The organism is Microbacterium californiense (genome assembly GCF_047246625.1).
Classification (GTDB): domain Bacteria; phylum Actinomycetota; class Actinomycetes; order Actinomycetales; family Microbacteriaceae; genus Microbacterium.
Genome location: NZ_JBFOKQ010000001.1, coordinates 1,600,368 through 1,621,931, shown reverse-complemented (window position 1 = coordinate 1,621,931; position 21,564 = coordinate 1,600,368). Strand labels below are relative to the sequence as shown.

Genomic DNA, 21,564 nt, shown 5'->3' with positions numbered 1-21,564 from the left:
GGAAGGGTCTTGACGCGGGCGGGTCGGCACGTCGCGAGGGGTCAGGACACGCCGCATCCCCGCGCGCGTACAGGGCGTGTCTTGGCCCCTGGGCCCCGATCTCCCCGCCCCGATCGCCCGGGGCCGGGGGCTACCCGCGCCGGAAGAAGCGAGAGCGCGCCGCGGCATCCGCCGGGGTGTAGACGACGAGCTGGATGTCGGTCTGGTCCGAGGGACGGAGCTGGTGATGCTCGAACACGAGGCGACCGAGCGTCGGATGCCGGAACACGCGCTCGCGCGACTCGAACCCCCGCACGTCGTGACTCTCCCAGCGGTCGCGGAAGTCGTTGCTGGCCTCCATGAGCCGGCCGACCAGATCGCGGTAGCGCGGGTCGCCGAGGCGCGGTCCCGCCTCGGCGCGGAACTCGGCGAGGAAGCGGCGGCTCGTGTCGTCCCAGTCGTCGAGCAGGTCGCGCACGGCCGGATCGGTGAAGATCAGCCACAGCAGGTTGCGCTGCTCAGGGGGAGTCGTCGCGACGTTCGGGTAGAGGGCCTCGTAGGCCGCGTTCCATCCCGCGACTCCCCAGTCCGGAGCCAACGCGTAGGCGGGATGCTCCTCCAGTGCGTCGAGGAACCTCTGCACGTGCCCGGGCGCCGTCTCCACCGGAGAGCCCGATCCGGGGCGCGTCGGGGACAACCCCGCGAGCCGCAGGGCGTAGTCGTGCTCGGCGACCGTGAGGTGCAGCGCGGTGGCGACGGCATCAAGCACCTGACGCGACGGATTGATGTCGCGGCCCTGCTCGAGCCACGTGTACCAGGTGACGCTGACTCCCGAGAGGTACGAGATCTCCTCCCGGCGCAGACCGACGGTGCGTCCGCGACCGGCAGGCGGCAGGCCGAGAGCGCCGCGGTCGAGCTGCTCCCGGCGCGATCGCAGGAAGGCGCCCAGTTCCTTGCGCTGCTCCTCGTCGACGGCCATGGAACAAACCTAGTGCTCCCACTACTAGTGTCAGCGCCGTCTTCCGGCATCCGCTCGCACCCGGGAGGGTGGAACCATGCCCACCCCTCTCCGTTCCCGCACCGTCACGCATGGCCGCAACGCCGCCGGAGCCCGCGCGCTCTTCCGGGCCGCCGGCGTCAACGCCGCCGACTTCGGCAAGCCCATGATCGCCGTGGCCAACAGCTTCACCGAGTTCGTCCCCGGCCACACGCACCTGCAGCCGGTGGGCCGCATCGTCTCCGACGCGATCAGTGCGGCGGGCGGCATCCCGCGTGAGTTCAACACCATCGCGGTCGACGACGGCATCGCGATGGGTCACGGCGGCATGCTCTACTCGCTGCCCTCGCGCGACCTGATCGCCGACTCGGTCGAGTACATGGTCAACGCGCATCAGGCCGACGCGCTCGTCTGCATCTCGAACTGCGACAAGATCACGCCCGGCATGCTCATGGCCGCGCTGCGCCTGAACATCCCGACGGTCTTCGTCTCGGGCGGCCCCATGGAGTCGGGCCGCGCCACGCTGGTCGACGGCAGCGTCCGCACGCTCGACCTGGTCGACGCGATCTCCGAGGCCGCGAACGACACGGTGTCGGATGCCGACATCCAGCGCATCGAGGAGAACGCCTGCCCCACGTGCGGCTCGTGCTCGGGCATGTTCACCGCCAACTCCATGAACTGCCTCGTCGAGGCGTTGGGCCTCGCCCTTCCCGGCAACGGCTCGGTGCTGGCGACCCACACCGCGCGGCGCGCACTGTACGAGAAGGCCGGCGAGGTCGCCGTGCAGATCACCCGGCGTTTCTACGACGAGGACGACCGCTCGGTGCTGCCGCGGGGGGTCGCGAGCTTCTCGGCCTTCGAGAACGCCATGGCGCTCGACATCGCGATGGGCGGATCGACCAACACGATCCTGCACCTGCTCGCCGCGGCCCACGAGGCGGGCATCGACTTCGGGCTCGACGAGATCGATGCGATCTCCCGCCGCGTGCCCTGCCTCGCCAAGATCGCGCCGAACCCGGCCTACGGCCGCATGTACTACATGGAAGACGTGCACCGCGCTGGCGGCATCCCCGCCGTGCTCGGCGAGCTGCGCCGCGGCGGACTGCTGAAGCACGACGTCAGCACCATCCACTCGGCGTCTTTCGAGGCCTGGCTGGACGACTGGGACATCCGCGGCGGCACGGCCACCGACACCGCAAAGAATCTGTGGTTCGCGGCTCCCGGCGGAGTGCGCTCTTCGAGCGCGTTCTCGCAGTCGGAGCGGTGGACGACGCTGGACGAGGATGCCGAGAACGGCTGCATTCGCGACGTCGCGCACGCCTACTCGGTCGACGGCGGGCTCGCGGTGCTGCGCGGCAACCTCGCCGTCGACGGCGCCGTGGTGAAGACCGCCGGGGTCGACCCGTCGATCCTGGTCTTCTCGGGTCCGGCCGTGGTGTGCGAGTCGCAGGAGGAGGCGGTCGCGAAGATCCTAGGCAAGAAGGTGCAGCCGGGCGACGTGGTCGTCATCCGCTACGAGGGTCCCAAGGGCGGCCCCGGAATGCAGGAGATGCTGCACCCGACCTCGTTCCTCAAGGGCCGCGGGCTCGGCAAGGTGTGCGCCCTGATCACCGACGGTCGCTTCTCGGGCGGAACCTCCGGCCTGTCGATCGGGCACGTCTCGCCCGAGGCGGCATCCGGCGGGGTGATCGCGCTCGTCGAAGACGGTGACATCATCTCGATCGACATCCCCACCCGCGGCATGACGCTGGAGGTCAGCGAGGCCGAGCTGGCCGAGCGCCGTGCGCGGCTGCTGGATGCCGGAGGCTACCGTCCGGTGGATCGCCAGCGCCCCGTCTCGCTGGCGCTGCGAGCGTATGCGGCGATGGCGACCTCGGCCGACCGTGGCGCGGTGCGCGATGTCGAGGCCGTGGAGCGCGCGATGCGCGAGCAGGAGGTGCGGGCGGCTTCAGCGTTGGACTGAACGCGGGTGCGGCGGATCTCTCGGTGACGGAGATGCTTCAGGCGGGGTTCTCCGCCCAGAGGGAGTTCTCCGGCCATCCGAGGCGACGTCAGTCGGCGTCGTCCCAGAAGCGGCGCTTGCCGTCGGGGGTGTAGCCGAAGCTCGGCTTCGCGGTGGGATGCTCGGTGCTGGGAACGTCTTCGAGGACCTCTTCTTCCGTGCGCAGGCCTGGACGGCGCACGGTGTTGAGTCGCTCACGATCTCCCTGGATGCAAGTGGACTCGGCAGAGACGGTCGCGATGTCGTAGGTTCCGGGATCCGGGCTGAGGTCGATCACGACGCGGTCGACGAAGGCGTCGGACTTCTCGGCCTGGATGACGATGTTGTCGATATCCCCCGAGTAGCCCTGAGTGGTGATGTTCTCCCAGCCGTTTTCATCGAGCCACGTTGCGATGCGGTGCGCTGCGTCGCCAGCGGGTTCCCCCAGCTTCCAGTGAGGAACGGTGCGGCGCTTGAACGTGAAGTCGTAGCGCCCGTCCCCGCAATCCGACGGCGTCGCGCCATAGTCGTAGATCTTCCAGTCACCGTCGAAGACTTGCACCTGCACGTCCGCGAGGGCGGCCTTAAAAGCAAAATTCACGTCGCGCGCCTTCTCGAGGAGTTCCTGGTCGGTCATCTGCTCTCCGCATCCGGTCAGTCCGATCAATAGTGCCGTCGCGATTACCGCGACAGCGCTGCGTCGATTCGCCCTGTTCATTCGCCGTCCGTATCCCAGAAGCGGCGCTTGCCGTCGGGGGTGTAGCCGAAGCTCGGCTTCGCGGTGGGATGCTCGGTGCTGGGGACCCTCTCGAGATCTTCGGAATCCTCCGCCGCACCGGGTTCGAGTAACGCGTCGAGACGGTCCACATCGGTCGTGAAGCAGGCAGTTTCGGCTGTGATCGTGGCGATGTCGTATGTGTCGGGGTCCGGGCTGATGTCGATCATGAGTCGATCGACGTAGGCGTCGGGTTTCTCGGCTTGGATGACGATGTCAGCGATGTCGCCGGAGTATCCCTGAGTGGTGATGTTCTCCCACCCGTTCTCGTCGAGCCACGCTGCGATGCGATCGGCGGCATCACCGGTGGGCTCGTTCAACTTCCAATGAGGAAGCGTCGCGCGCTGGAACGCGAAGCTATATCCACTGTCTCCGCACATCTTCGGGGACCCGCCGTAGTAGGTGACCTTCCACTCGCCATCGAGCACCTGCATCTGCACCTCGGCGAGTGCGGCTTTGAACGTGAAGTTCACGTCACGCGCCTGTCCCAAAAGATCTCCATCGGTCATCGGTTCTCCGCATCCAGTCAGTCCGAAGACCAGCGCAGCCACGCTCGCCGCGACAGCGGTGGGTCGTCTCCGGGTCATTTGTCGTCCGCCTCACCGGCGAGAATCGCCTTGACGTGGTCGACGATGGCTTGCTTGTACGACTGCGAGACGGGGTCGAGGTAGCCGACGGCCTCTTCGTCCCAGTGGTAGATGGGCAGTGTGACGCCGGGAGCTACTTCGCGCTCTGTCTCCAAGAGATAGATGAGTTCTTCGCTCCGCTGCGAGTTGTGGCCTTCGGTCCGCTCTCCCCTCTCACCCTCGGGGCTGCGGTAGTCCTCGACCCATCCTCCGTTCGACGAGAAGATCTGCGGCCTGCCGCTGTCTTCTCCGGTCGGCGTCTCGACCCCCGCGCCGATGGTGCGCGGGTCGACCGGATGCTCGGAGGCGGGCAACCGCCCGATGGGGGCCACCCAGTCGTCGTCGGCGTGCGTCACATGGAGCGTGAGGTCACCCTCGCGGATCTGACGTTCGAGGGCAACCGCGGCATCCTGGGTAATCCCTGCCGATCCGAAGAACCAGGCGTCGTCGACGAGCCCGGGGTTATCGGCCATCATTTGGGCAGCCATGGTCGTGCCGAGCGAATGGAGGTCGAGATCGAGCTGTGCATCGGGATTCGTGGTCTGGAATCCGCGCTGCAGTTGTGCGAGCCGTTCGGCGCCGCCGTCGGGGCGCTCGATGTTGAGGACGTTGTTGATTCCGCCCGAGTCCCACTCGATGAAGAGCACGACGGCCGACGACGCCGTCGAGCCCTTGCGGGCGAGCTCGTCATTCAGGTCGTCGTGCATGCTGACAGCGCTCGCGGCCCAAGGTTCCAACGAGTTCAGATCGGTCTCGATCCCGTGCGACACGGTCGTGATCTGGTCTGCTCCATCGACATCTCCGAACCCGAGAGTCGCACGAGGTTTTTCCTCGGTCGTGTCCATGAACAAGCAGAGGAGGGAGACAGGGACGTCGGGATCGCGTTCTCGTTGCTCGTCGAGATAGTCCCGCACCCCTTCCAACTGCGCCCGCTGCTCCTCCGTCAACTCCCCGCTCAGCATCTGCGTCAACGATTCCCGGTTGAACTCGTCGCGTGCCTCTGCCGAGATTCCATGAGATTGCCCACCGCAGCCGGGGCGACGTCGTAGAGCTGTGCGAGCGGGCCGTCGCTCCACGTCCCCGACGCATCACGGTCCGACCTCTTCGTTAGGTCGTTCCACAGCTTCGCTGCCACCGCGACGTCAACGAAGCCCACGGCACCTGCGAAGTCCGGGTGGTCGGCGAGCCAGTCCTCCACCACTTCGGGGTCGGCCGACGATAGCCAGGAGATCGCGTTCGCCACCTTCGTAGAGAGTCGATCCCGTAGGCGGTCGGCGAACCCGACCTCGGTCGCGGGGCCCCCGGGATACGGGCGCACGCTGTCGCCCCATGACGCCTGCGACACCCGCACCTCCTCGCCCCAGGCTCCCGTCACCGTGTCGCCGCCGCTGATCTTTCCCAGGCTGCGCGCGAGGTCGGCCTCGGCGTCGTCGAGGTCGCGGATGAAGACGCGGATGTCGGCCTTCAGCTCTTCGACCGCCGCATCGGCGGCCCGCCAGGCATCCGTCGCATCCGTCTGCGCGGTGCCCATCCGCCTCGTGGTGTCGGAGGCGGGATCCGACTCGTAGGCCGACCAGTAGGCGGTGTTCGCCGACTCGAGACCGCTCTGCGCGGCATCCCATTGCGCGTTGACCGTGATGATGCGCGCCGCGAGCTGCTCCCGCGTTCTGCGCAGGGTGGGGAAGGTGTCGGTCGCTGCCTCGCTCAACGCGCTCTGCGCGGCGGTCATCGCTTCGGCGAACAGGCGCGTGGCAGCCGTGGCCGGAACGAGCATCATGTACGCCCCTTCGGCGCTGCTCACGACGAAGACGTCCTGCAGAGACGACCACCGTTCGTTGGCGAGAACCATGGTCTCGTGGAGCTTCGCGCCGGCGGAGGAGATGCGCGTGCCGAGATCGGTGAGCACGGCGGGGTCGATGACGTTCGGCAGCTCGGCCGTGATCGCGCTCATCCCGCCAGCGCCGGCATGTAGGCGTGCGACGGGGCGATGCCCCAGGGAGAACCGGTCTGCGCCTGCGCACTCACAGTCGCCGTCGCCATCTGGTCGTCGCCGGCGACGACGGCGAGGGTGGCCTCGCTCACCGCCTGGGAGCAGACGTTGATCGTGTGCATGATCTTGCCGGGCACCGAGCGGCGCTCGTTCATGAACGACTTCCACGCGCGCGACATGACCGTGCGATCGTCGATCGCGAGGGCGGTTGCGCCGTCGTCGGCCGCGGTGTCGACGTCGACCGCCGCCGTCCCGAAGTCCGCCCCAATGTCATCGAGCCCGGCGAGTACGCCGAGCACCCCGTCCGGGTCGACCCGATAGTCGCTCATCCCTGCCCCCGATCCTCGGTCGCCGCGCGGCGTCGATCGAGGATAGCAAAGATGACTCCATATGGGGACGTAAATGTCCCATAGAAGACAGGTCAACCCGCGGTCGTCGACCGCCGCTCGATCAGACGCATGGGAACGACGACGCTCTCCGGCTCGCGCGTGCGGTCACCCAGGCGGGAGAGTGCGAGACGGGCGGCGCAGCGTCCGAGTTCCTCGACGTCTCCCGTGACGACGCTGATCCCGAGCACACGGGCCCACTCGGGGTCGTCGAACCCGATGACGGCGGGCGAGGCGTCCGAGGCGGTGATCTCCTCCATGGCGCCGAGCAGGATGCGGTTGTTGCCGGCGACGATCGCGGTCGGCGCATCGTCGAGCGACAGGAGCTCACGCACGCACTCCCGCGAGGAGGCGACGTCGTGGGCGTCGGTGCGCAGCAGGTCGCGCCACGCGGCATCCGATCCATCGAGCGCGTCGCCCATGCCGGCGAGCCGCTGCCGGTAGGTGGGCAGCCAGGCATAGTCGCCGATGAACGCGATGCGGCGGTGGCCGCCCTCGAGGAGATGCCGGGCGACGAGCCGGCCGCCCTCGCGGTTGTCGAACACGACCGAGTCGGCCGCCAGGTTCTCGGCGGGCCGGTCGACGAAGACGACGGGGATGCCGCGGGCCTGCAGCTGCGCGTAGTCGCTGTGGTCGGTCATGGCCGACACGGTGATGACGGCCTTGGTCTGCCGGTCGGCCAGGTCGCGTGCGACGCGCGTCTCCTGCTCGGCGGACTCCCGGGAGTTCGCGACCGACAGGTGCATGCCGCGCGGGCGGATCTCGTCTTCGACCGCCTGGGCGAGCGCGGAGTAGAACGGGTTGGTGAAGTCGCCGGTGATGAGTCCGATGGAGTCGGCGAGGCGGCCGCTGGCGAGGAGGCTCGCGGCGGCGTTTCGCTGGTAGTCGAGAGCGGCGGCGGCGGCGAGCACGATCGACCGGGTCTGGTCGCTGACGTACGACTCGCCGCCGAGTGCGCGCGAGGCGGTCTTGAGGCTGACGCCGGCGCGCGCCGCGACCTGCGCGAGTGTGGGACGGGGGGTGGCCGCGCCTTCGTGTGATGTCATCGTGCTCCTGCAGCCTCGGATGGTCTGCTCATTATGACGGGTCATCCGATGCCGATCGCATCTTCCCCGGGCGGCATCCGCTGTGTTAGTGTCTCGATCTATGACAGCGATGTCATAAACGTCGCGCAGTCCGGTCCCGGAACCTGCGACAGGCGAACGACACACAGCCGTGGAGTTTGAGGAGCAACCATGACGGTTCCCCGCGTGAGGAACGTACGACCCGCAGGACGCATCTGGGCAGCGGCGGGCGCCGCGCTGACGGTGACCCTGACCATGCTGACGCCGCTCCCGGCCGCAGCTGCGGCAGGGAACACCTTCGCCTCGTCCTTCGAAGCGGCGGATGCTGCGCCTGCCCTCACGGCGATCGGACAGCCCGTCAACGTGACGGGTGACCGGTTCGCACCCGGCAGCATGCTCCCGGACGTGAAGAACGTGACGGCCTCGGCGCAGAACGCTCCGAACGAGGCGGCCGCCTTCGCCGCCGACGCCAACGCCTCCACGAAGTGGCTCGCGTTCGTGAACCAGGGCTGGCTGCAGTACGAGCTCAACGCAGCGCAGCCGCTGCAGCGGTACACGCTCACCTCGGGCAACGACGCCCAGGAGCGCGACCCCCGGAACTTCCGCGTGCTCGGATCCAACAACGGCACCGACTGGACGACGGTCGACGAGCGCACCGGCGAGTCGTTCACCGGTCGCGGCCAGACCCGCACCTACGAGCTCGCCACCCCGAGCGCCGCGTTCCTCTACTACCGCCTCGACGTGCTCGAGAACCGCACGCCGACGACCAACCTCATCCAGCTCGCCGACTTCGAGCCGATCACGGTCAGCGAGGAAGCCCCGGCCGCGGGCCCGCTGCGCCTGCAGATCGGCAACGGTCCCACGGCATCCGACACCGCCAAGACCGGCGTGGGCTTCACGGGAACCAAGGCGCTGCAGTACTCCGGCCGCCACCTCGGCGCGGGCGCGGCATCGTCGACCAGCACCCTCTACACGGGCGTCGACGTGACGGTCGAGGAGAACAGCCGGCTGTCGTACCTCGTCTTCCCGGTGCTCGACGGCGAGCAGACGTACGCCGCGACCTTCGTCGCCGTGGACCTCGCGTTCAGCGACGGAGACGCCGAGACCACGCTCCTGTCGACGAGCGACGCCGTCGATTCCTACGGCTATCGCGCCAACGCCGCCGATCAGGGCCGGGCAAACGTGCTCTGGCCGAACCAGTGGAACAAGGTGACGGTCGACCTCGGTCAGTTCGCGGGCCGGACGGTCACGGACATCCGCTTCACCTACGACCACCCGGTCGACGGCCTTGAGGGCATCGAGACTCCCACGGGCGCCACCGCCTTCACCGGCTGGCTCGACGACATCGAGATCGGCACGGCCGAGGAGCGCGACATCAGCGACGGCCTGGTGTCGTACGTCGACACCCGCCGCGGCACGAACTCCACCGGCGGCTTCTCGCGCGGCAACAACCTGCCCGCCACCGCGTGGCCGAACGGCTTCAACTTCATCACCCCGATGACCAACGCGACGGGCACCGGGACGATGTACGAGTACCAGCGGGCGAACAACGCCCAGAACCGTCCCGTGCTGAACGGCATCGGCTTCTCGCACCAGCCGAGCATCTGGATGGGCGACCGCAACCAGCTCGCCGTCATGCCGGCCGCCAACGGCAACCCCACGTCGAACCTCAACGACCGCAAGCTCACCTTCTCGCACGACAACGAGATCGCGCGGCCCGACGTCTACGACGTGACCTTCGACAACGGCATCCGCACCGAGGTCACCGCCACCGACCACGGCGCCATCTACCGGTTCACGTTCACCGGCGACACCAGCTCGATCCTCCTCGACCAGGTCTCCGGCTCCTCGAAGCTGACGATCACCGGCGACACGGTGAGCGGCTGGGTGGACGGCGGCTCCGGCTGGCCCGGACGCACGCGCATGTTCGTGTACGGCACCTTCGACCGCTCCCCCGCCTCGGCCGGCGCGACCGCGGTCGGCGACCGCAACGGAACCGCGCGTTTCGCCGCCTTCGACACGACGGGCGACGACGAGGTCGAACTGCGCATCTCCTCGTCGTTCATCTCGCAGGACCAGGCGAAGAAGAACCACGGCTTCGAGCTGGAGGGCGTCTCGTTCGACGCCGCGCAGACGGCCGCGAAGGATGCCTGGAACGAGCGTCTCGGCGTCGTGCGCGATGTCGAGGGCGCGACCGACCACCAGCTGGTCACGCTCTACTCGAGCCTGTACCGGCTGAACCTCTACCCCAACTCGCAGTTCGAGAACACGGGCACCGAGGAGGCGCCGGTCTACAAGTACGCCAGCCCCGTCTCGGCCACGACCGGCTCGGCCAGCGACACGCAGACCAACGCGAAGATCGTCGACGGCAAGGTCTACGTCAACAACGGCTTCTGGGACACCTACCGCACGGCCTGGCCGCTGTACTCGATGCTCTACCCGGAGATGACCGAGGAACTCGTCGACGGCTTCGTGCAACAGTATCGCGACGGCGGCTGGGTCGCCCGGTGGTCCTCCCCCGGATACGCCGACCTGATGACCGGCACGAGCTCGGATGTCGCGTTCGCCGAGGCCTACCTCGCCGGTGCCCTCAGCACCGAGACGGCACTCGAGGCGTACGACGCGGCCGTCAAGAACGCCACCGTCCTCCCGACCTCCAACGCGGTCGGCCGCAAGGGCCTCGGACAGTCGATCTTCCTCGGGTACACCGAGGCGACCACGCACGAGAGCGCGTCGTGGGGCCTCGAGGGCTACATCAACGACTTCGGCATCGCCGAGATGGCGAAGGCGCTCGCCGAAGACCCGAACACCCCGGCCGAGCGCGTCGCGCAGCTGCAGGAGGAGGCGACCTACTTCGAGGCCCGCGCCGAGCACTACGTCGAGATGTTCAACCCGGAGGCGGGCACCTTCACCTCCCGGAACGCCGACGGATCGTGGACCTCGGGCGCCGACTTCGACAAGAAGGCATGGGGAGGAGCGTTCACCGAGGCGAGCGCCTGGACCTTCGGGTTCCACGCTCCGCACGACGTCGACGGCCTGGCCGCCCTCTACGGCGGACGCGACGGTCTGCTCGACGTGATGCACCAGTTCCTCACCGAGCGAGAGAAGGCCGACTACTCCGGCATCCACGAGGCGCGCGAGGCACGAGACGTGCGGCTGGGCATGCTCGGCATGTCGAACCAGATCGCCCACCACATCCCGTACGTGCTGGCCGAGGCCGGCGACCCGTCGGGGGCGCAGGAGCTGATCCGCGACATCCAGGACCGCCTCTTCGTCGGCTCCGACATCGGCCAGGGCTACCCGGGCGATGAGGACAACGGCGAGTTCTCGGCCTGGTACGTCTTCTCGGCCCTCGGGTTCTACCCGCTCGAGGTCGGATCGGGCGACTACACGATCGGCACCCCGCTGTTCGACAGCGCGACGGTCTCGATCGGCGGCAAGGAGCTCCGCATCACCGCCAAGGGTGCGTCCCAGGGCAAGCACTACGTCGCCGGAGTGACCATCGACGGCGCGCAGATCGACGAGACCACGTTCGACGGCGACCTGCTCCGCGACGGCGGCACGCTCGACTTCACGATGAGCGACACGCCCTCCGGCTGGGGTGCCAAGGATCTCGACGAGGAGCTCGAGACGCCCACCACCCTGGTGGATGCGACGAAGGCCGGCCGCGGCATCCTCTCCGCCGTCGACGGCACGCCCGTCGGCGCCCTCGTGGACGACAACGGCAACTCCAAGGTGAACTTCACGGGAGACACGGCGGAGCTGGTGTGGACCTCGCAGTCCGGACCGGTCTCGATCGGCCAGTACACGATCACGAGCGCCAGCACCGCGAACGCCCCCAGCAGCTGGAAGCTGGAGGGATCGCTCGACGGCACCACCTGGACGGAGCTCGACAGCCGCGAGGGTGAGACCTTCCGTTGGGACACCCAGACCCGCCCCTTCACCGCGAAGGACGCCTCGGGGTACACCACCGTGAAGCTCACGGTCTCCACGACCGCCGCGACGCTGTCGCTGTCGGAGGTCGAACTGTTCGCGTCGGCCGCCGCCGCCGACGGACTCTCGATCACGGCGGGAGCGTCGCAGCGCATCGCCGTCGACGCGGAGTTCACCGGAACGCTCGCGACGATCGTCGGCACGGAGACGGATGCCGAGGGCTACACCGTCACCGTGGACTACGGCGACGGCACCGAGGTCGACGACGTGACGCTCGCCCGGGACGAGCTCGGCGGGTGGAAGGTCGCGGCACCGCACACCTTCACCGCTCCGGGCAGCTACTCGGCGCTCGTCACCGTGCGCGACTCGAGCGGCGCGACGGCGCAGGCCACCGCGACGGTCACCGCGTTCCGCGACGAGACGCTCGTCGGGGCGTTCAACAACCAGTGCATCGGCGACCTGAACGCGGTCGCGGCGAACTGCGACTCGCAGGGTCACGGCTACTTCCGCGACAAGCTGATCGCCGACGGCTTTGTGCAGGGTCAGACTCTCACGGTGCCCGGAACGACGCTGACCTACGACCTGCCGGCGGTGGCACCGGGCGCGCCCGACAACATCACCGGTGAAGGCCAGACCGTGAAGGTGTCGCTGGGCGCCGGCGCGACGCAGCTCGCGTTCATCGGCACCGCGACCGAGAGCAACCGCGACTCGCAGGCCACGCTGCACTTCACCGACGGCACCACGCAGACGGTGACGATCAGTCTCGGTGACTGGGTCGGCGCCTCGGGCACGCCCTACAAGGGCAACACCGTGCTGACGGTCTCCGAGGGCCGCCTCTCGGGCACCGGACCGGAGTCGAGTGTGAAGAACACCGCGATCTACGCCACGGCGCCGATCGCCCTCGCCCTCGATGCCGACGGCGCTCCGAAGGTGGTCGAGTCCCTCACCATGCCGAAGGAGCCGGGCACGCTCAACAACGGTCGCGTGCACATCTTCGCGATCGCCTCGGACGGCGACCGAGCCGCGGCCGCTCCGCTGGCGGTCACCGCGGGAGCGGTCGACGCCCAGGTCACCGGTGAGGAGTTCGACGCTGCGCTGGCGACGATCACCGGCGGCCAGGGCGAGGAGACGTCGGTCGTCGTGAACTGGGGCGACGGGTCTCCCGTCGTCACCGCCGAGGCGGTCGACGGCACGGTCTCCGGCACCCACACCTACGCTCGGGCCGGCACCTACACGGTGACCGTCACGGCAGACGATGGTGTGCGGTCGGCGGATGCGCAGCTGCAGATCGCCGTCGAGGACCCGGCGCCGGTCTACACCCCCGAGATCCAGGCGCCCGAGACCGCGAAGCCCGGCGACACGGTGACGGTCACCGGTACCGGCTTCGCCCCCGAGGAGAGCGTGTCGATCCGCATCGACGGCGAGCAGCCGGTGATCGTGGAGGCCGACGGGCTCGGCGCCATCGACGGCGACATCACGGTTCCCGCCGGAGCAGTGGACGGCGACTACCCGGTCATCGCGCTCGGCGACGTCTCGAAGGTCGAGGCCCGGGCGACGCTGCGGGTCGCCGGCGACGTGAACGCGCCGCGGAACACCGCGGTGGCGCTGGCCGCCGGCGCGGACGACCCGGTCGCCGGGGAGTCGACGCCGCTGATCGCGACGGTGAAGCCGGCGGGTGCGACCGGCACGGTCGAGATCGTCGAGGGCGATGCGGTCGTCGGATCGGCGACGGTCACGGGAGGCACGGCCACGGTGGACGTGACCATCGCGACCTCCGGCGCGCACACCTACATCGCGCGCTTCGTGCCCGCCGACGACGAGGCCTTCAAGCCCTCGCAGTCCGCCCCCCTCACGCTCGACGTCCGCAGCACCCCGGTGCTCCAGCCCGAGATCGTGGCCGCGCAGAAGAGCGTGGTGCAGGGCGGGACGGTCGAGCTCGCCGGTCGCGGCTTCGCCTCGGGCGAGACCGTGTCGGTCACGCTGTACTCCGAGCCGATCCACCTGACCGATGTGGTGGTCGACGCCTCCGGCGCCTTCCGCATCCAGGTGACCGTGCCCGCGAACGCCGAGGTCGGCGCGCACACGCTGATCGCAGTCGGCGCGGCGTCCGGGCTGAGCGCCGAGGTGGCCATCCAGGTCACGGCGTCCGGGGCGGTCGGCGACGGCCTCGCCGGCACGGGCGGTGCGGTCCCGGTCGCCCTGATCGCGGTGCTGCTTCTCCTCCTCGCCGCAGGCGGCGTGCTGGTGATGCGGCGCCGACGGACGGAGTCGTAGCCCCCGCACGCTCCTCCGCACAAGACGAGGCCGCCTTCTTCCCCAGAGGAGGCGGCCTCGTCGCGTGCGGATCCGGCACCCAGGAGTCAAGACACGCCGGATCCCGGCATCCTCCTGCGGCGTGTCTCGACCTCTCGGGCTGCTCAGCCGGCGGGAGTCAGCCCGTGCGGTGCCGTGTTGAGCCGCTCGCACCCGTCGGCCGTCAGCACGACGATGTCCTCGATCCGAGCGCCCCACTCCCCCGCGAAGTAGATGCCGGGCTCGATGCTGAACGCCATGCCCTCGCGGAGCACGAGGTCGTTGCCGGGTGCGATGTACGGCTCCTCGTGCACCGAGACGCCGATGCCGTGGCCGGTGCGGTGCAGGAACGCCTCGCCCAGCCCGGCAGCCGCGAGCACCCGGCGTGCGGCCGCATCCACTTCGGATGCCGTCGCCCCGGGGCGCGCGGCGTCGACGGCGGCCTGCTGCGCCTGCACCAGCACGGCGATGCGCTCGGCGGCCTCCGGCGACGAGGTGCCGACGACGTAGGTGCGGGTGCTGTCGGAGTTGTACCCGGAGGGCACCGCTCCCCCGATGTCCACCACGACGATCTCGCCGTCGCCGATGACCCGGTCGGAGACCTCGTGATGCGGGTCGGCGCCGTTCGGCCCGGAGCCGACGATCACGAACTCGACCGTCTCGTGCCCCTCGGCGACGATCGCCTCCGCGATGTCTGCCGCGACCTCGCGCTCCGTGCGTCCGGCGCGCAGCCACCCCGGTACGCGGCGGTGGACGGCGTCGATGGCCTCTCCGGCGCGGCGCAGCTCCGCGATCTCGGCGGAGTCCTTGATCATCCGACCCTCACGAAGCACCGGCGTCGCGAGCTCTACGCGCACGCCGAGGCGCTCGCCGATCGGCACGACGTGCAGAGCGGGCAGGGCATCCGACACCGCGACGCGCACGGCATCGCCCACCGCGGTCGCCACGAGCTCGTACGGGTCGTCGCCGTCGACCCAGTCGGCGACCGCGAGCCCGAGGGAGCCGACCGCGGTGGAGCGCACCTTCGCGAGCTCCATGCGCGGCACGACGACGGTCGGGCGGATGCCGGGGCCGAGCACGAGAGCGGTGAGACGCTCGATCGTGTCGCCGCGCACGCCGAGGAGGTACTGCAGGTCCGGGCCCGGGCCGACGACGACGGCATCCAATCCGGCGTCGGCGGCGAGGGCGGCGGCGCGCTCGAGGCGGGTGGAGTAGACGGACGCGGGGAAGAGGAGGCTGCTCACCCCCTCACGCTACTCCGCCCGGCGCCTCAGGCGACGGCGAGACGGATGCGCTCCGCCAGCAGCTTCCGGTTCGCCGCCGTCAGTTCCAGCAGGGCGTATGCCGTCGGCCACATGCTTCCGTCGTCGAGGTTCGCGATCGGCTCGAAGCCGAACGTGCCGTAGCGGACCTTGAACTTGCTCGCGGGCTGGAAGAAGCACAGCACCTTGCCGTCCTTGCCCCAGGCGGGCATCCCGTAATAGGTGCGAGGCATGAGTTCCGGCGCGACCTCGGACACCAGCTCGTGCAGCTGTTCGGAGAGCTTCTTGTCGCCGGCGTCCGGCAGCTTGGCGATCGCCTCCTTCAGGTCTGCCTCCCCCGCCGCGCGCAGCTCCTGCGGCGATTTCTTCGCCCGTGAGCGTCGGGCGCGGGCCTCCTTCGCGGCGGCCTGCATGGCCTCGCGTTCCTTAGCGGTGAAGTTCTTCTCGTTGTCGCTGGCCATGGGGAGTCCTCTCGTCTGGTGGGCGTGCTGTCAGCGTAGGTCGACGGTGGTCGGGCTGCTTCTCGATTCGTGATCGGTCGCTCACTCCGGGGCGAGGAGGAAGGCGAGCTCGATCGTCCACGCGGTCTTGCGGGGCTCGGAGCGGGAATCGGTGCGGAGCAGCTCGAAGCGTCCGGCCCATCGGCCCGTGGCGAGGTCGGCGTCGAAGCGGCGCCCCCTGTCGGGAATGTCGTGGAGCAGCAGACGGTTGGCCTGCAGTGAGCCGCCCCGGTAGGCGAGGATCCCGTATTCCCCACCCGGCATGCTTCCCCGATGCACGCGGTCGGACGCGGCATCCGCGCCGCTCACGACGCCGACCTCGATGTCCATGTCACGGGCCATGTCGACCGTGTGCAGGCGCAGGAAGCACGGTCCGTCCGGTTCGACCTCGTGCTCCTCGAGCCAGTCGGCGAGTTCGCGGAGTAGGGAATCCCGGACCCCGAGCATGCCCCGGAACGGCGTCACGACGCGGATGCCGAGGGTCGGCGCCCCGTCGCGCCGTTCGATCCGCGGACCGTCGAGGAGCTCGAACGCCATGCGCCCATGATCCCGCCGTCGCAGTCCCACGTCCAGCGTCCGACTCGCGGCCGGATAGTGTGAGGGCATGGACCTGCGCGTCGCGGCGTATGCGGTCGTCACCGACGACGACGATCGGCTGCTGCTCGCGCGCTGGATCGAGGGGCGCCGGGTCGCGTGGACCATGCCGGGCGGCGGACTCGAGCCGGGCGAGGCGCCGGAGGACGCCGTACGCCGGGAGCTCCGCGAAGAGACCGGCTATACGGTGAAGGTCGGCGAGCTGCTCGGCATCCACTCCCGGGTCATTCCCGCCAGCCGCCGCGTGCAGCAGGCGGATCAGCCCCTGCACACGCTGCGCATCGTCTACCGCGCGACCATCGCGGGTGGCCGGCTCCGCTACGAGACCGAAGGCTCGACGGACATGGCGGCGTGGTTCACGCGCTCGGCCGTCGCCGACCTGCAGCGGGTCAAGCTCGTCGACATCTCGCTCCGCATGGCGGGGCTGCTCTAGTCGAGGCGGTCAGTCCCGCGGCTTCTCCGGCTCGGAGATGTCGGCCACGGTCGCCCCGTACGCGGCGATCAGGTCGTCCGCCTCGACGAAGAGGCTGAAGCCGTGCGATCCGGCGCCCATGGCTATCCGCTTGCCCACGATCGTCTCATCGGCGTAGACCGGCCAGTCGTTCGTGCTGCCGATGGGCACGATGGTTCCGCGCTCGTATCCGGTGGCCGCGAGGGCCAGTTCGGGTTCGGGCAGGCGCAGCTTGTTCACGCCGACGAGGGCGCGCAGCTTGGGCCACGAGATGGAGCGTCCGCCCGGCACGAGGGCGAACAGGTAGGTGTCGTCCGACCGCTTCACGACGAGCGTCTTCACGATGTCGGACGGAGTGAGGCCGAGGAGCTCCGCAGCTTCGGCCAGGCTGCGCGCCTGCGGCCGCTCGCGGATCTCGATCTCGAGACCACGGGCGGCCGCGGCGTCCGTGACCCGCGCGTGCGGGTCGGTGGAAGGGTCTGCGCTCACGCGTCGGGAGCGGACAGCGGGTCGTCGGCGACCCACAGCTCGTCATCCGCGCGCAGGGCGGTCCAGGCGGCGTACAGCACACCGGCCGCAGCGGCGACACCGAGCAGCAGCGCGATGACCGAGCCGACGCCGGCGCTCTTCTTGGCCTTCTTCTTCGACTTCTTCGGCTCGAGGCCGTGACGCTTGGCGTTCGCGACGTCCCAGGCGGTGAGGGCGCTGCCCACCACGCCGCCGACGATCGGGACGACCTTCTCGTCGACCACGTGCTTGCCGGCCTTGACGACCGGGTTGACCACGGGCGCGACACGACGGTTGTAGGTGTCCTGCACGACCGGGACGACCTGCTCCCGGTTGAAGTTGCCGAGCTGGCGACCGGCTTCCCGGGCGACGCCGGCAGCGTGCCCGACGAGCTCCTGCTGGGCCTCCCAGAGCTGGTTCGCGTCCTTCTGCAGACGACGCAGTTGCTTCTTCCGCTTACGGCTGAGGCTCACGTTGCTCTCCTGTCCATGTGGAGTACGGGTTCCCCATCTTGCCAGACGAGCCTGGATGAGGGGAGGGAATCGCCGCCCCTTGACATCTGTCCCACAGGGCGGCAGAACCCGGGCGATCCCCGGGAAAGCTCTGCGAGAATGAATGCATGCCTCATGCTTCCCACGTCGCGACCCTGCACACCAACCACGGTGACATCGTCATCAACCTCTTCGGCGACCAGGCCCCGAAGACCGTGAAGAACTTCGTCGGCCTGGCCGACGGCACCCAGGAGTGGACGCACCCCGCCACCGGCAAGCCGGGCGAGGGACCCCTCTACAAGGACGTCATCTTCCACCGCATCATCCCCAACTTCATGATCCAGGGCGGCGACCCGCTCGGACAGGGCGTCGGCGGCCCCGGTTACAACTTCAACGACGAGATCAGCCCGGAGCTGGACTTCAACGAGCCCTACATCCTCGCGATGGCCAACGCCGGCCTCCGCCGCAACGCCATCACCGGTCAGCTCGAGGGCACCAACGGGTCGCAGTTCTTCATCACGACCGACCCGACCCCGTGGCTGCAGGGCAAGCACACGATCTTCGGCGAGGTCGCCGACGACGCCTCGAAGGCCGTCGTCGACGCCATCTCCGCCGTCCGCACCGGCGCCGGCGACAAGCCGGTCGAGCCGGTCGTGCTGCACTCGATCGACGTCGTCGCGGCCTGACGCGAGCGCGGCCGATCCGGATGACGACGCCTGAGTTCGCGACCAACCGCGACAACTTCTGCTACCGGCATCCGGATCGGCAGAGCTTCGTGCTCTGCCAGCGCTGCCTCCGCACCATCTGCCCCGAGTGCCAGACGCCGGCACCGGTCGGAGTGATCTGCCCGGAGTGCATGAAGGCGGAGCGCAAGAACCGCACGCCCGCCCAGAAGCGCGCGGAGCGCCGCTGGAGCGGCCGCGGCGGTGCGGCGACCCTCTCCCCCGTCCGCAGCGGGCGGCCGGTCGTCACCTACGTGCTCCTGGCCGTGACCTCGCTGATCGGCCTGCTGCAGCTCGTGCCCGGTCTCGGCGACACCCTCACGCAGCAGCTGCTCTTCGCGGGGGTCTACCTCTATCCCGATCTGTCCGGGATGCCGTTCGAGCCGTGGCGCCTGCTGACGGCGGTCTTCGCGCACGGCGGATTCATCCACCTCGCGCTCAACATGCTCGCTCTGTGGATGCTCGGACAGAGCCTCGAGCCGATGCTCGGGCGTGTGCGTTTCCTCGCGCTGTACCTCGTCAGCGGTCTGGGTGGCTCCGTCATGGTCGCGCTGCTCGACCCGACGCAGGCCACGGTCGGCGCCTCCGGTGCGATCTTCGGATTGATGGCCGCCCTGCTCATCATCGGCCGGCACATCGGAGCCAACGTCACCGGCATCCTCGTGATCCTCGGCATCAACTTCGCCTACGGCTTCTTCGTGTCGGGGATCGCGTGGCAGGCGCATCTCGGCGGTGCGATCGTGGGCGCGCTCGTCGCCCTCGTGCTCGTCAAGACCAAGCGCCGCGAGCAGCGCACATGGCAGATCGCGGCGCTGATCGGGCTGACGGTCGTTCTGCTGCTGCTCGTCGCGTTCGTGCCGCCGCTGATCCTCGGCGCCTGATCGGACTTCTCAACAGCACCGTTAACAGGTGTGAATAACACCGGTGTAATTCTCCCCACCCTGTGGATGGCGCTGTGGATAACTCCGTCTTTCGTCCCGCAGCGCTGTTCTTGCGCCGGGAACGGCGAAGGCCCCCCGCGGGTGCGAGGGGCCTTCGGAGGAAGAGGGGCGGGTCAGCGCCACTGGGTGGTCATCAGAAACCCGATGAGCGCGATGCCGAGTCCGATCCCGAGGTTCCAGTTGCCGAGCCCGGGGATCGGGAACTGCTGTCCTGAGATGTAGAACACGAGGATCCAGATGAGACCCAGCAGCATGAAGCCGATCATCACCGGCTTGAACCACACGGCGTTGGGGGCGGCCTCGCCTTCCGCGCGCTCGACAGCGGGTTCTTCGGTCTTCCGGTCTCGTGCCATTCCAGCATTGTACCGAAAGCGGCCATCCGCACGGAGAACGGATGCCGCATCCCGCGTCGCGGTCGGGACGACGCCACAGGGCGAGGGGATAGGATCTCGCCATGACTGCATCCGTCGTGCCTGGGGGGCGACGCCCGCGACGGTCCCGTCCTCGATCGCGCGCCACGTTCTCGAGCGTGCTCGGGGAGCTGTTGCTGACCGCCGGCGTGCTCGTGCTGCTGTTCGTGGCGTGGCAGATGTGGATCGGTGACGTCATCATCAACGCCCAGAAGAACGAGGAGGGCGCGGCGGTGGCGGCGTCCTGGGCCGCGGAGCCGGCTCCGGAACCTCCGCCGCTCGTCGAGGCCGAAGACGGCACGACCTCCTACGAGCCCGTGATCCCCGCCGTGCCCGCTGAGACCGAGCAGCTCGGCCTCATGCACATCCCGCGCTTCGGCACCGACTACATCAAGGGCATCTACGGCGGCACCTCGCGGGCGCGCACCCTCGACAAGCTCGGCATCGGCGTCTATAAGGACTCGAAGATGCCCGGCGAGGTCGGCAACTTCGCGATGGCCGGGCACCGCACGACCTGGGGGAAGCCGTTTAACCAGCTCGACAAGCTGCAGCTGAACGACGCGATCGTCGTCGAGACGCCCGACGGCTGGTTCACCTACCGCTTCCGCACGCTCGAGTACGTGAAGCCGACGCAGACCGACGTGCTCGCCGACGTGCCCCAGATGCCCGAGGTCGCGACGGGGGAGCGGTACATCACCCTCACGGCCTGCTCGCCCCTGTACTCCCTCGCCGAGCGGATCGTCGCCTACGGCGTCTTCGAGAGCTTCCAGCCCCGCGCCGAAGGACCGCCGTCGGCGCTGACCGATCCGCCGCCCCCGCCGGCCGCCCCATCCCTGTAGAGAGCGACGAGGAGAACCGATGTACGCCGCACTCTGGCGCCTGCTGCCCGGTCCGTGGTGGATCCGCGTGATCATCCTGCTCGTCGTGGTCGCCGCCGTGCTCTACGGGCTCTTCTGGTACGTGTTCCCGTGGGTGAGCCCGCTCATCACGCCGGGCGAGGTCGACCTCGAATGACCCGCGTGCTCGTCGTGGACAACCACGACAGCTTCGTGCACACGCTCGTCGGCTACCTGCACGAGCTCGGCGCCGAGACGGCGCTCGTGGAATCGGATGCCGTCGACGCGACCGCGCTGCACGCCCTGCTCCCCGGGTTCGACGCCGTGCTGCTCTCACCCGGACCCGGAACCCCGTCCGACGCGGGCGTGTCCGTCGAGGCGGTGCGGATGGCCGCCGAACGACGGATGCCGCTGCTCGGCGTCTGCCTCGGCCACCAGACCATCGGCCAGGCGTTCGGCGCACCGGTCACCGAGGCGCCCGAGCTGATGCATGGCATGGTCTCGGCGGTCGAGCACGACGGCTCGGCGCTGTTCCACGGCATCCGCTCGCCCTTCGCTGCCGGGAGGTACCACTCGCTGGCGATCGCCGAGGCGGACCTTCCGGCGCAGCTCGTCGTGACGGCGCGCACGGAGGCGGGCACGGTCATGGCCTTCGCGCATCGCGAGCTCCCGATCCTCGGGGTGCAGTTCCACCCCGAGAGCGTCCTCACCGAGGGCGGCTACCGACTGCTCGCGAACTGGCTCGCCCTGGTCGGAAACGCGGATGCCGTCGCCCGTTCGGAGCGGCTGCACCCACTCGCCTGACGGAGGGGGTGGAGCAGGCCGGT

At 69.2% G+C, this 21,564-nt stretch carries 21 protein-coding genes; 8 read left to right on the top strand and 13 right to left on the bottom strand.

Going from position 1 to position 21,564, the window contains the following annotated elements; genetic code table 11:
- Positions 1-130: 130 nt before the first annotated feature.
- Positions 131-958, bottom strand: a complete 828-nt coding sequence (locus tag AB3M82_RS07635; RefSeq protein ID WP_412956794.1) for a helix-turn-helix transcriptional regulator — start codon at positions 956-958, stop codon at positions 131-133.
- A gap of 76 nt (positions 959-1,034) precedes the next feature.
- Between AB3M82_RS07635 and ilvD the strand changes: the two genes are divergently transcribed.
- Positions 1,035-2,939, top strand: a complete 1,905-nt coding sequence (ilvD, locus tag AB3M82_RS07630; protein ID WP_412956792.1) for a dihydroxy-acid dehydratase — start codon at positions 1,035-1,037, stop codon at positions 2,937-2,939.
- Positions 2,940-3,027: 88 nt separating this feature from the next.
- Here the strand turns inward: ilvD and AB3M82_RS07625 are convergent, their stop codons facing one another.
- The 6 genes from AB3M82_RS07625 to AB3M82_RS07600 all read right to left on the bottom strand — a co-directional run bounded on the left by AB3M82_RS07625 (position 3,028) and on the right by AB3M82_RS07600 (position 7,780).
- A complete protein-coding gene (locus AB3M82_RS07625) occupies positions 3,028-3,594 on the bottom strand; it encodes a hypothetical protein (protein ID WP_412956790.1) in 567 nt (188 codons plus the stop codon).
- Between the two features lie 77 nt (positions 3,595-3,671).
- Positions 3,672-4,241: a hypothetical protein gene (locus AB3M82_RS07620; RefSeq protein WP_412956788.1), complete on the bottom strand. Its 570-nt coding sequence runs from the start codon at positions 4,239-4,241 to the stop codon at positions 3,672-3,674.
- Positions 4,242-4,315: 74 nt separating this feature from the next.
- The gene (locus AB3M82_RS07615) at positions 4,316-5,320 is read right to left on the bottom strand and encodes an alpha/beta hydrolase (protein ID WP_412958021.1); all 1,005 of its coding nucleotides are present in this window, start codon (positions 5,318-5,320) and stop codon (positions 4,316-4,318) included.
- Positions 5,321-5,325: 5 nt separating this feature from the next.
- Positions 5,326-6,309 carry a hypothetical protein gene (locus AB3M82_RS07610; protein WP_412956786.1) on the bottom strand — a complete coding sequence of 328 codons (984 nt, stop codon included), beginning with the start codon at positions 6,307-6,309 and terminating at the stop codon, positions 5,326-5,328.
- Positions 6,306-6,677 carry a DUF6507 family protein gene (locus AB3M82_RS07605; protein WP_412956785.1) on the bottom strand — a complete coding sequence of 124 codons (372 nt, stop codon included), beginning with the start codon at positions 6,675-6,677 and terminating at the stop codon, positions 6,306-6,308. The genes AB3M82_RS07610 and AB3M82_RS07605 overlap by 4 nt, the downstream gene beginning before the upstream one ends.
- A gap of 92 nt (positions 6,678-6,769) precedes the next feature.
- Entirely contained in the window at positions 6,770-7,780 is a 1,011-nt protein-coding gene (locus AB3M82_RS07600) for a LacI family DNA-binding transcriptional regulator (RefSeq protein WP_412956783.1), read from the bottom strand.
- A 204-nt stretch (positions 7,781-7,984) separates the two neighbouring features.
- Here AB3M82_RS07600 and AB3M82_RS07595 point away from each other — a divergent pair, with 204 nt between their 5' ends.
- Positions 7,985-14,005 (top strand): GH92 family glycosyl hydrolase, encoded by a 6,021-nt coding sequence (locus AB3M82_RS07595; protein ID WP_412956781.1) that lies wholly within the window; start codon positions 7,985-7,987, stop codon positions 14,003-14,005.
- 143 nt (positions 14,006-14,148) lie between these two features.
- Here AB3M82_RS07595 and AB3M82_RS07590 read toward each other — a convergent pair whose 3' ends face one another.
- The 3 genes from AB3M82_RS07590 to AB3M82_RS07580 all read right to left on the bottom strand — a co-directional run bounded on the left by AB3M82_RS07590 (position 14,149) and on the right by AB3M82_RS07580 (position 16,322).
- Positions 14,149-15,267: a M24 family metallopeptidase gene (locus AB3M82_RS07590; protein ID WP_412956779.1), complete on the bottom strand. Its 1,119-nt coding sequence runs from the start codon at positions 15,265-15,267 to the stop codon at positions 14,149-14,151.
- Between the two features lie 26 nt (positions 15,268-15,293).
- A complete protein-coding gene (locus AB3M82_RS07585; protein WP_412956777.1) occupies positions 15,294-15,746 on the bottom strand; it encodes a hypothetical protein in 453 nt (150 codons plus the stop codon).
- 81 nt (positions 15,747-15,827) lie between these two features.
- Entirely contained in the window at positions 15,828-16,322 is a 495-nt protein-coding gene (locus AB3M82_RS07580) for a GyrI-like domain-containing protein (protein ID WP_412956776.1), read from the bottom strand.
- A 67-nt stretch (positions 16,323-16,389) separates the two neighbouring features.
- Between AB3M82_RS07580 and AB3M82_RS07575 the strand changes: the two genes are divergently transcribed.
- Positions 16,390-16,812 (top strand): NUDIX hydrolase, encoded by a 423-nt coding sequence (locus AB3M82_RS07575; protein WP_412956775.1) that lies wholly within the window; start codon positions 16,390-16,392, stop codon positions 16,810-16,812.
- Positions 16,813-16,821: 9 nt separating this feature from the next.
- Here the strand turns inward: AB3M82_RS07575 and AB3M82_RS07570 are convergent, their stop codons facing one another.
- Positions 16,822-17,250, bottom strand: coding sequence for an aminoacyl-tRNA deacylase (locus AB3M82_RS07570; RefSeq protein WP_412958020.1), 429 nt, complete (start codon positions 17,248-17,250; stop codon positions 16,822-16,824).
- A gap of 65 nt (positions 17,251-17,315) precedes the next feature.
- Positions 17,316-17,810 (bottom strand): DNA helicase, encoded by a 495-nt coding sequence (locus tag AB3M82_RS07565; protein ID WP_412956773.1) that lies wholly within the window; start codon positions 17,808-17,810, stop codon positions 17,316-17,318.
- A gap of 146 nt (positions 17,811-17,956) precedes the next feature.
- Here AB3M82_RS07565 and AB3M82_RS07560 point away from each other — a divergent pair, with 146 nt between their 5' ends.
- Both AB3M82_RS07560 and AB3M82_RS07555 read left to right on the top strand, forming a co-directional pair.
- Complete coding sequence (locus AB3M82_RS07560; protein WP_412956771.1) at positions 17,957-18,514, top strand: peptidylprolyl isomerase; 558 nt, start codon at positions 17,957-17,959, stop codon at positions 18,512-18,514.
- Between the two features lie 20 nt (positions 18,515-18,534).
- A complete protein-coding gene (locus AB3M82_RS07555; RefSeq protein WP_412956770.1) occupies positions 18,535-19,431 on the top strand; it encodes a rhomboid family intramembrane serine protease in 897 nt (298 codons plus the stop codon).
- Between the two features lie 173 nt (positions 19,432-19,604).
- Here the strand turns inward: AB3M82_RS07555 and AB3M82_RS07550 are convergent, their stop codons facing one another.
- Positions 19,605-19,844 (bottom strand): cell division protein CrgA, encoded by a 240-nt coding sequence (locus AB3M82_RS07550; RefSeq protein WP_412956769.1) that lies wholly within the window; start codon positions 19,842-19,844, stop codon positions 19,605-19,607.
- A 101-nt stretch (positions 19,845-19,945) separates the two neighbouring features.
- Here AB3M82_RS07550 and AB3M82_RS07545 point away from each other — a divergent pair, with 101 nt between their 5' ends.
- Genes AB3M82_RS07545 through AB3M82_RS07535 form a run of 3 tightly spaced genes read left to right on the top strand, consistent with a single transcriptional unit; the run spans position 19,946 to position 21,541 of the window.
- Complete coding sequence (locus AB3M82_RS07545) at positions 19,946-20,740, top strand: class E sortase (RefSeq protein ID WP_412956767.1); 795 nt, start codon at positions 19,946-19,948, stop codon at positions 20,738-20,740.
- Positions 20,741-20,759: 19 nt separating this feature from the next.
- The gene (locus AB3M82_RS07540; protein WP_412956765.1) at positions 20,760-20,915 is read left to right on the top strand and encodes a hypothetical protein; all 156 of its coding nucleotides are present in this window, start codon (positions 20,760-20,762) and stop codon (positions 20,913-20,915) included.
- Entirely contained in the window at positions 20,912-21,541 is a 630-nt protein-coding gene (locus AB3M82_RS07535; protein WP_412956763.1) for an anthranilate synthase component II, read from the top strand. The genes AB3M82_RS07540 and AB3M82_RS07535 overlap by 4 nt, the downstream gene beginning before the upstream one ends.
- Positions 21,542-21,564 lie beyond the last annotated feature (23 nt).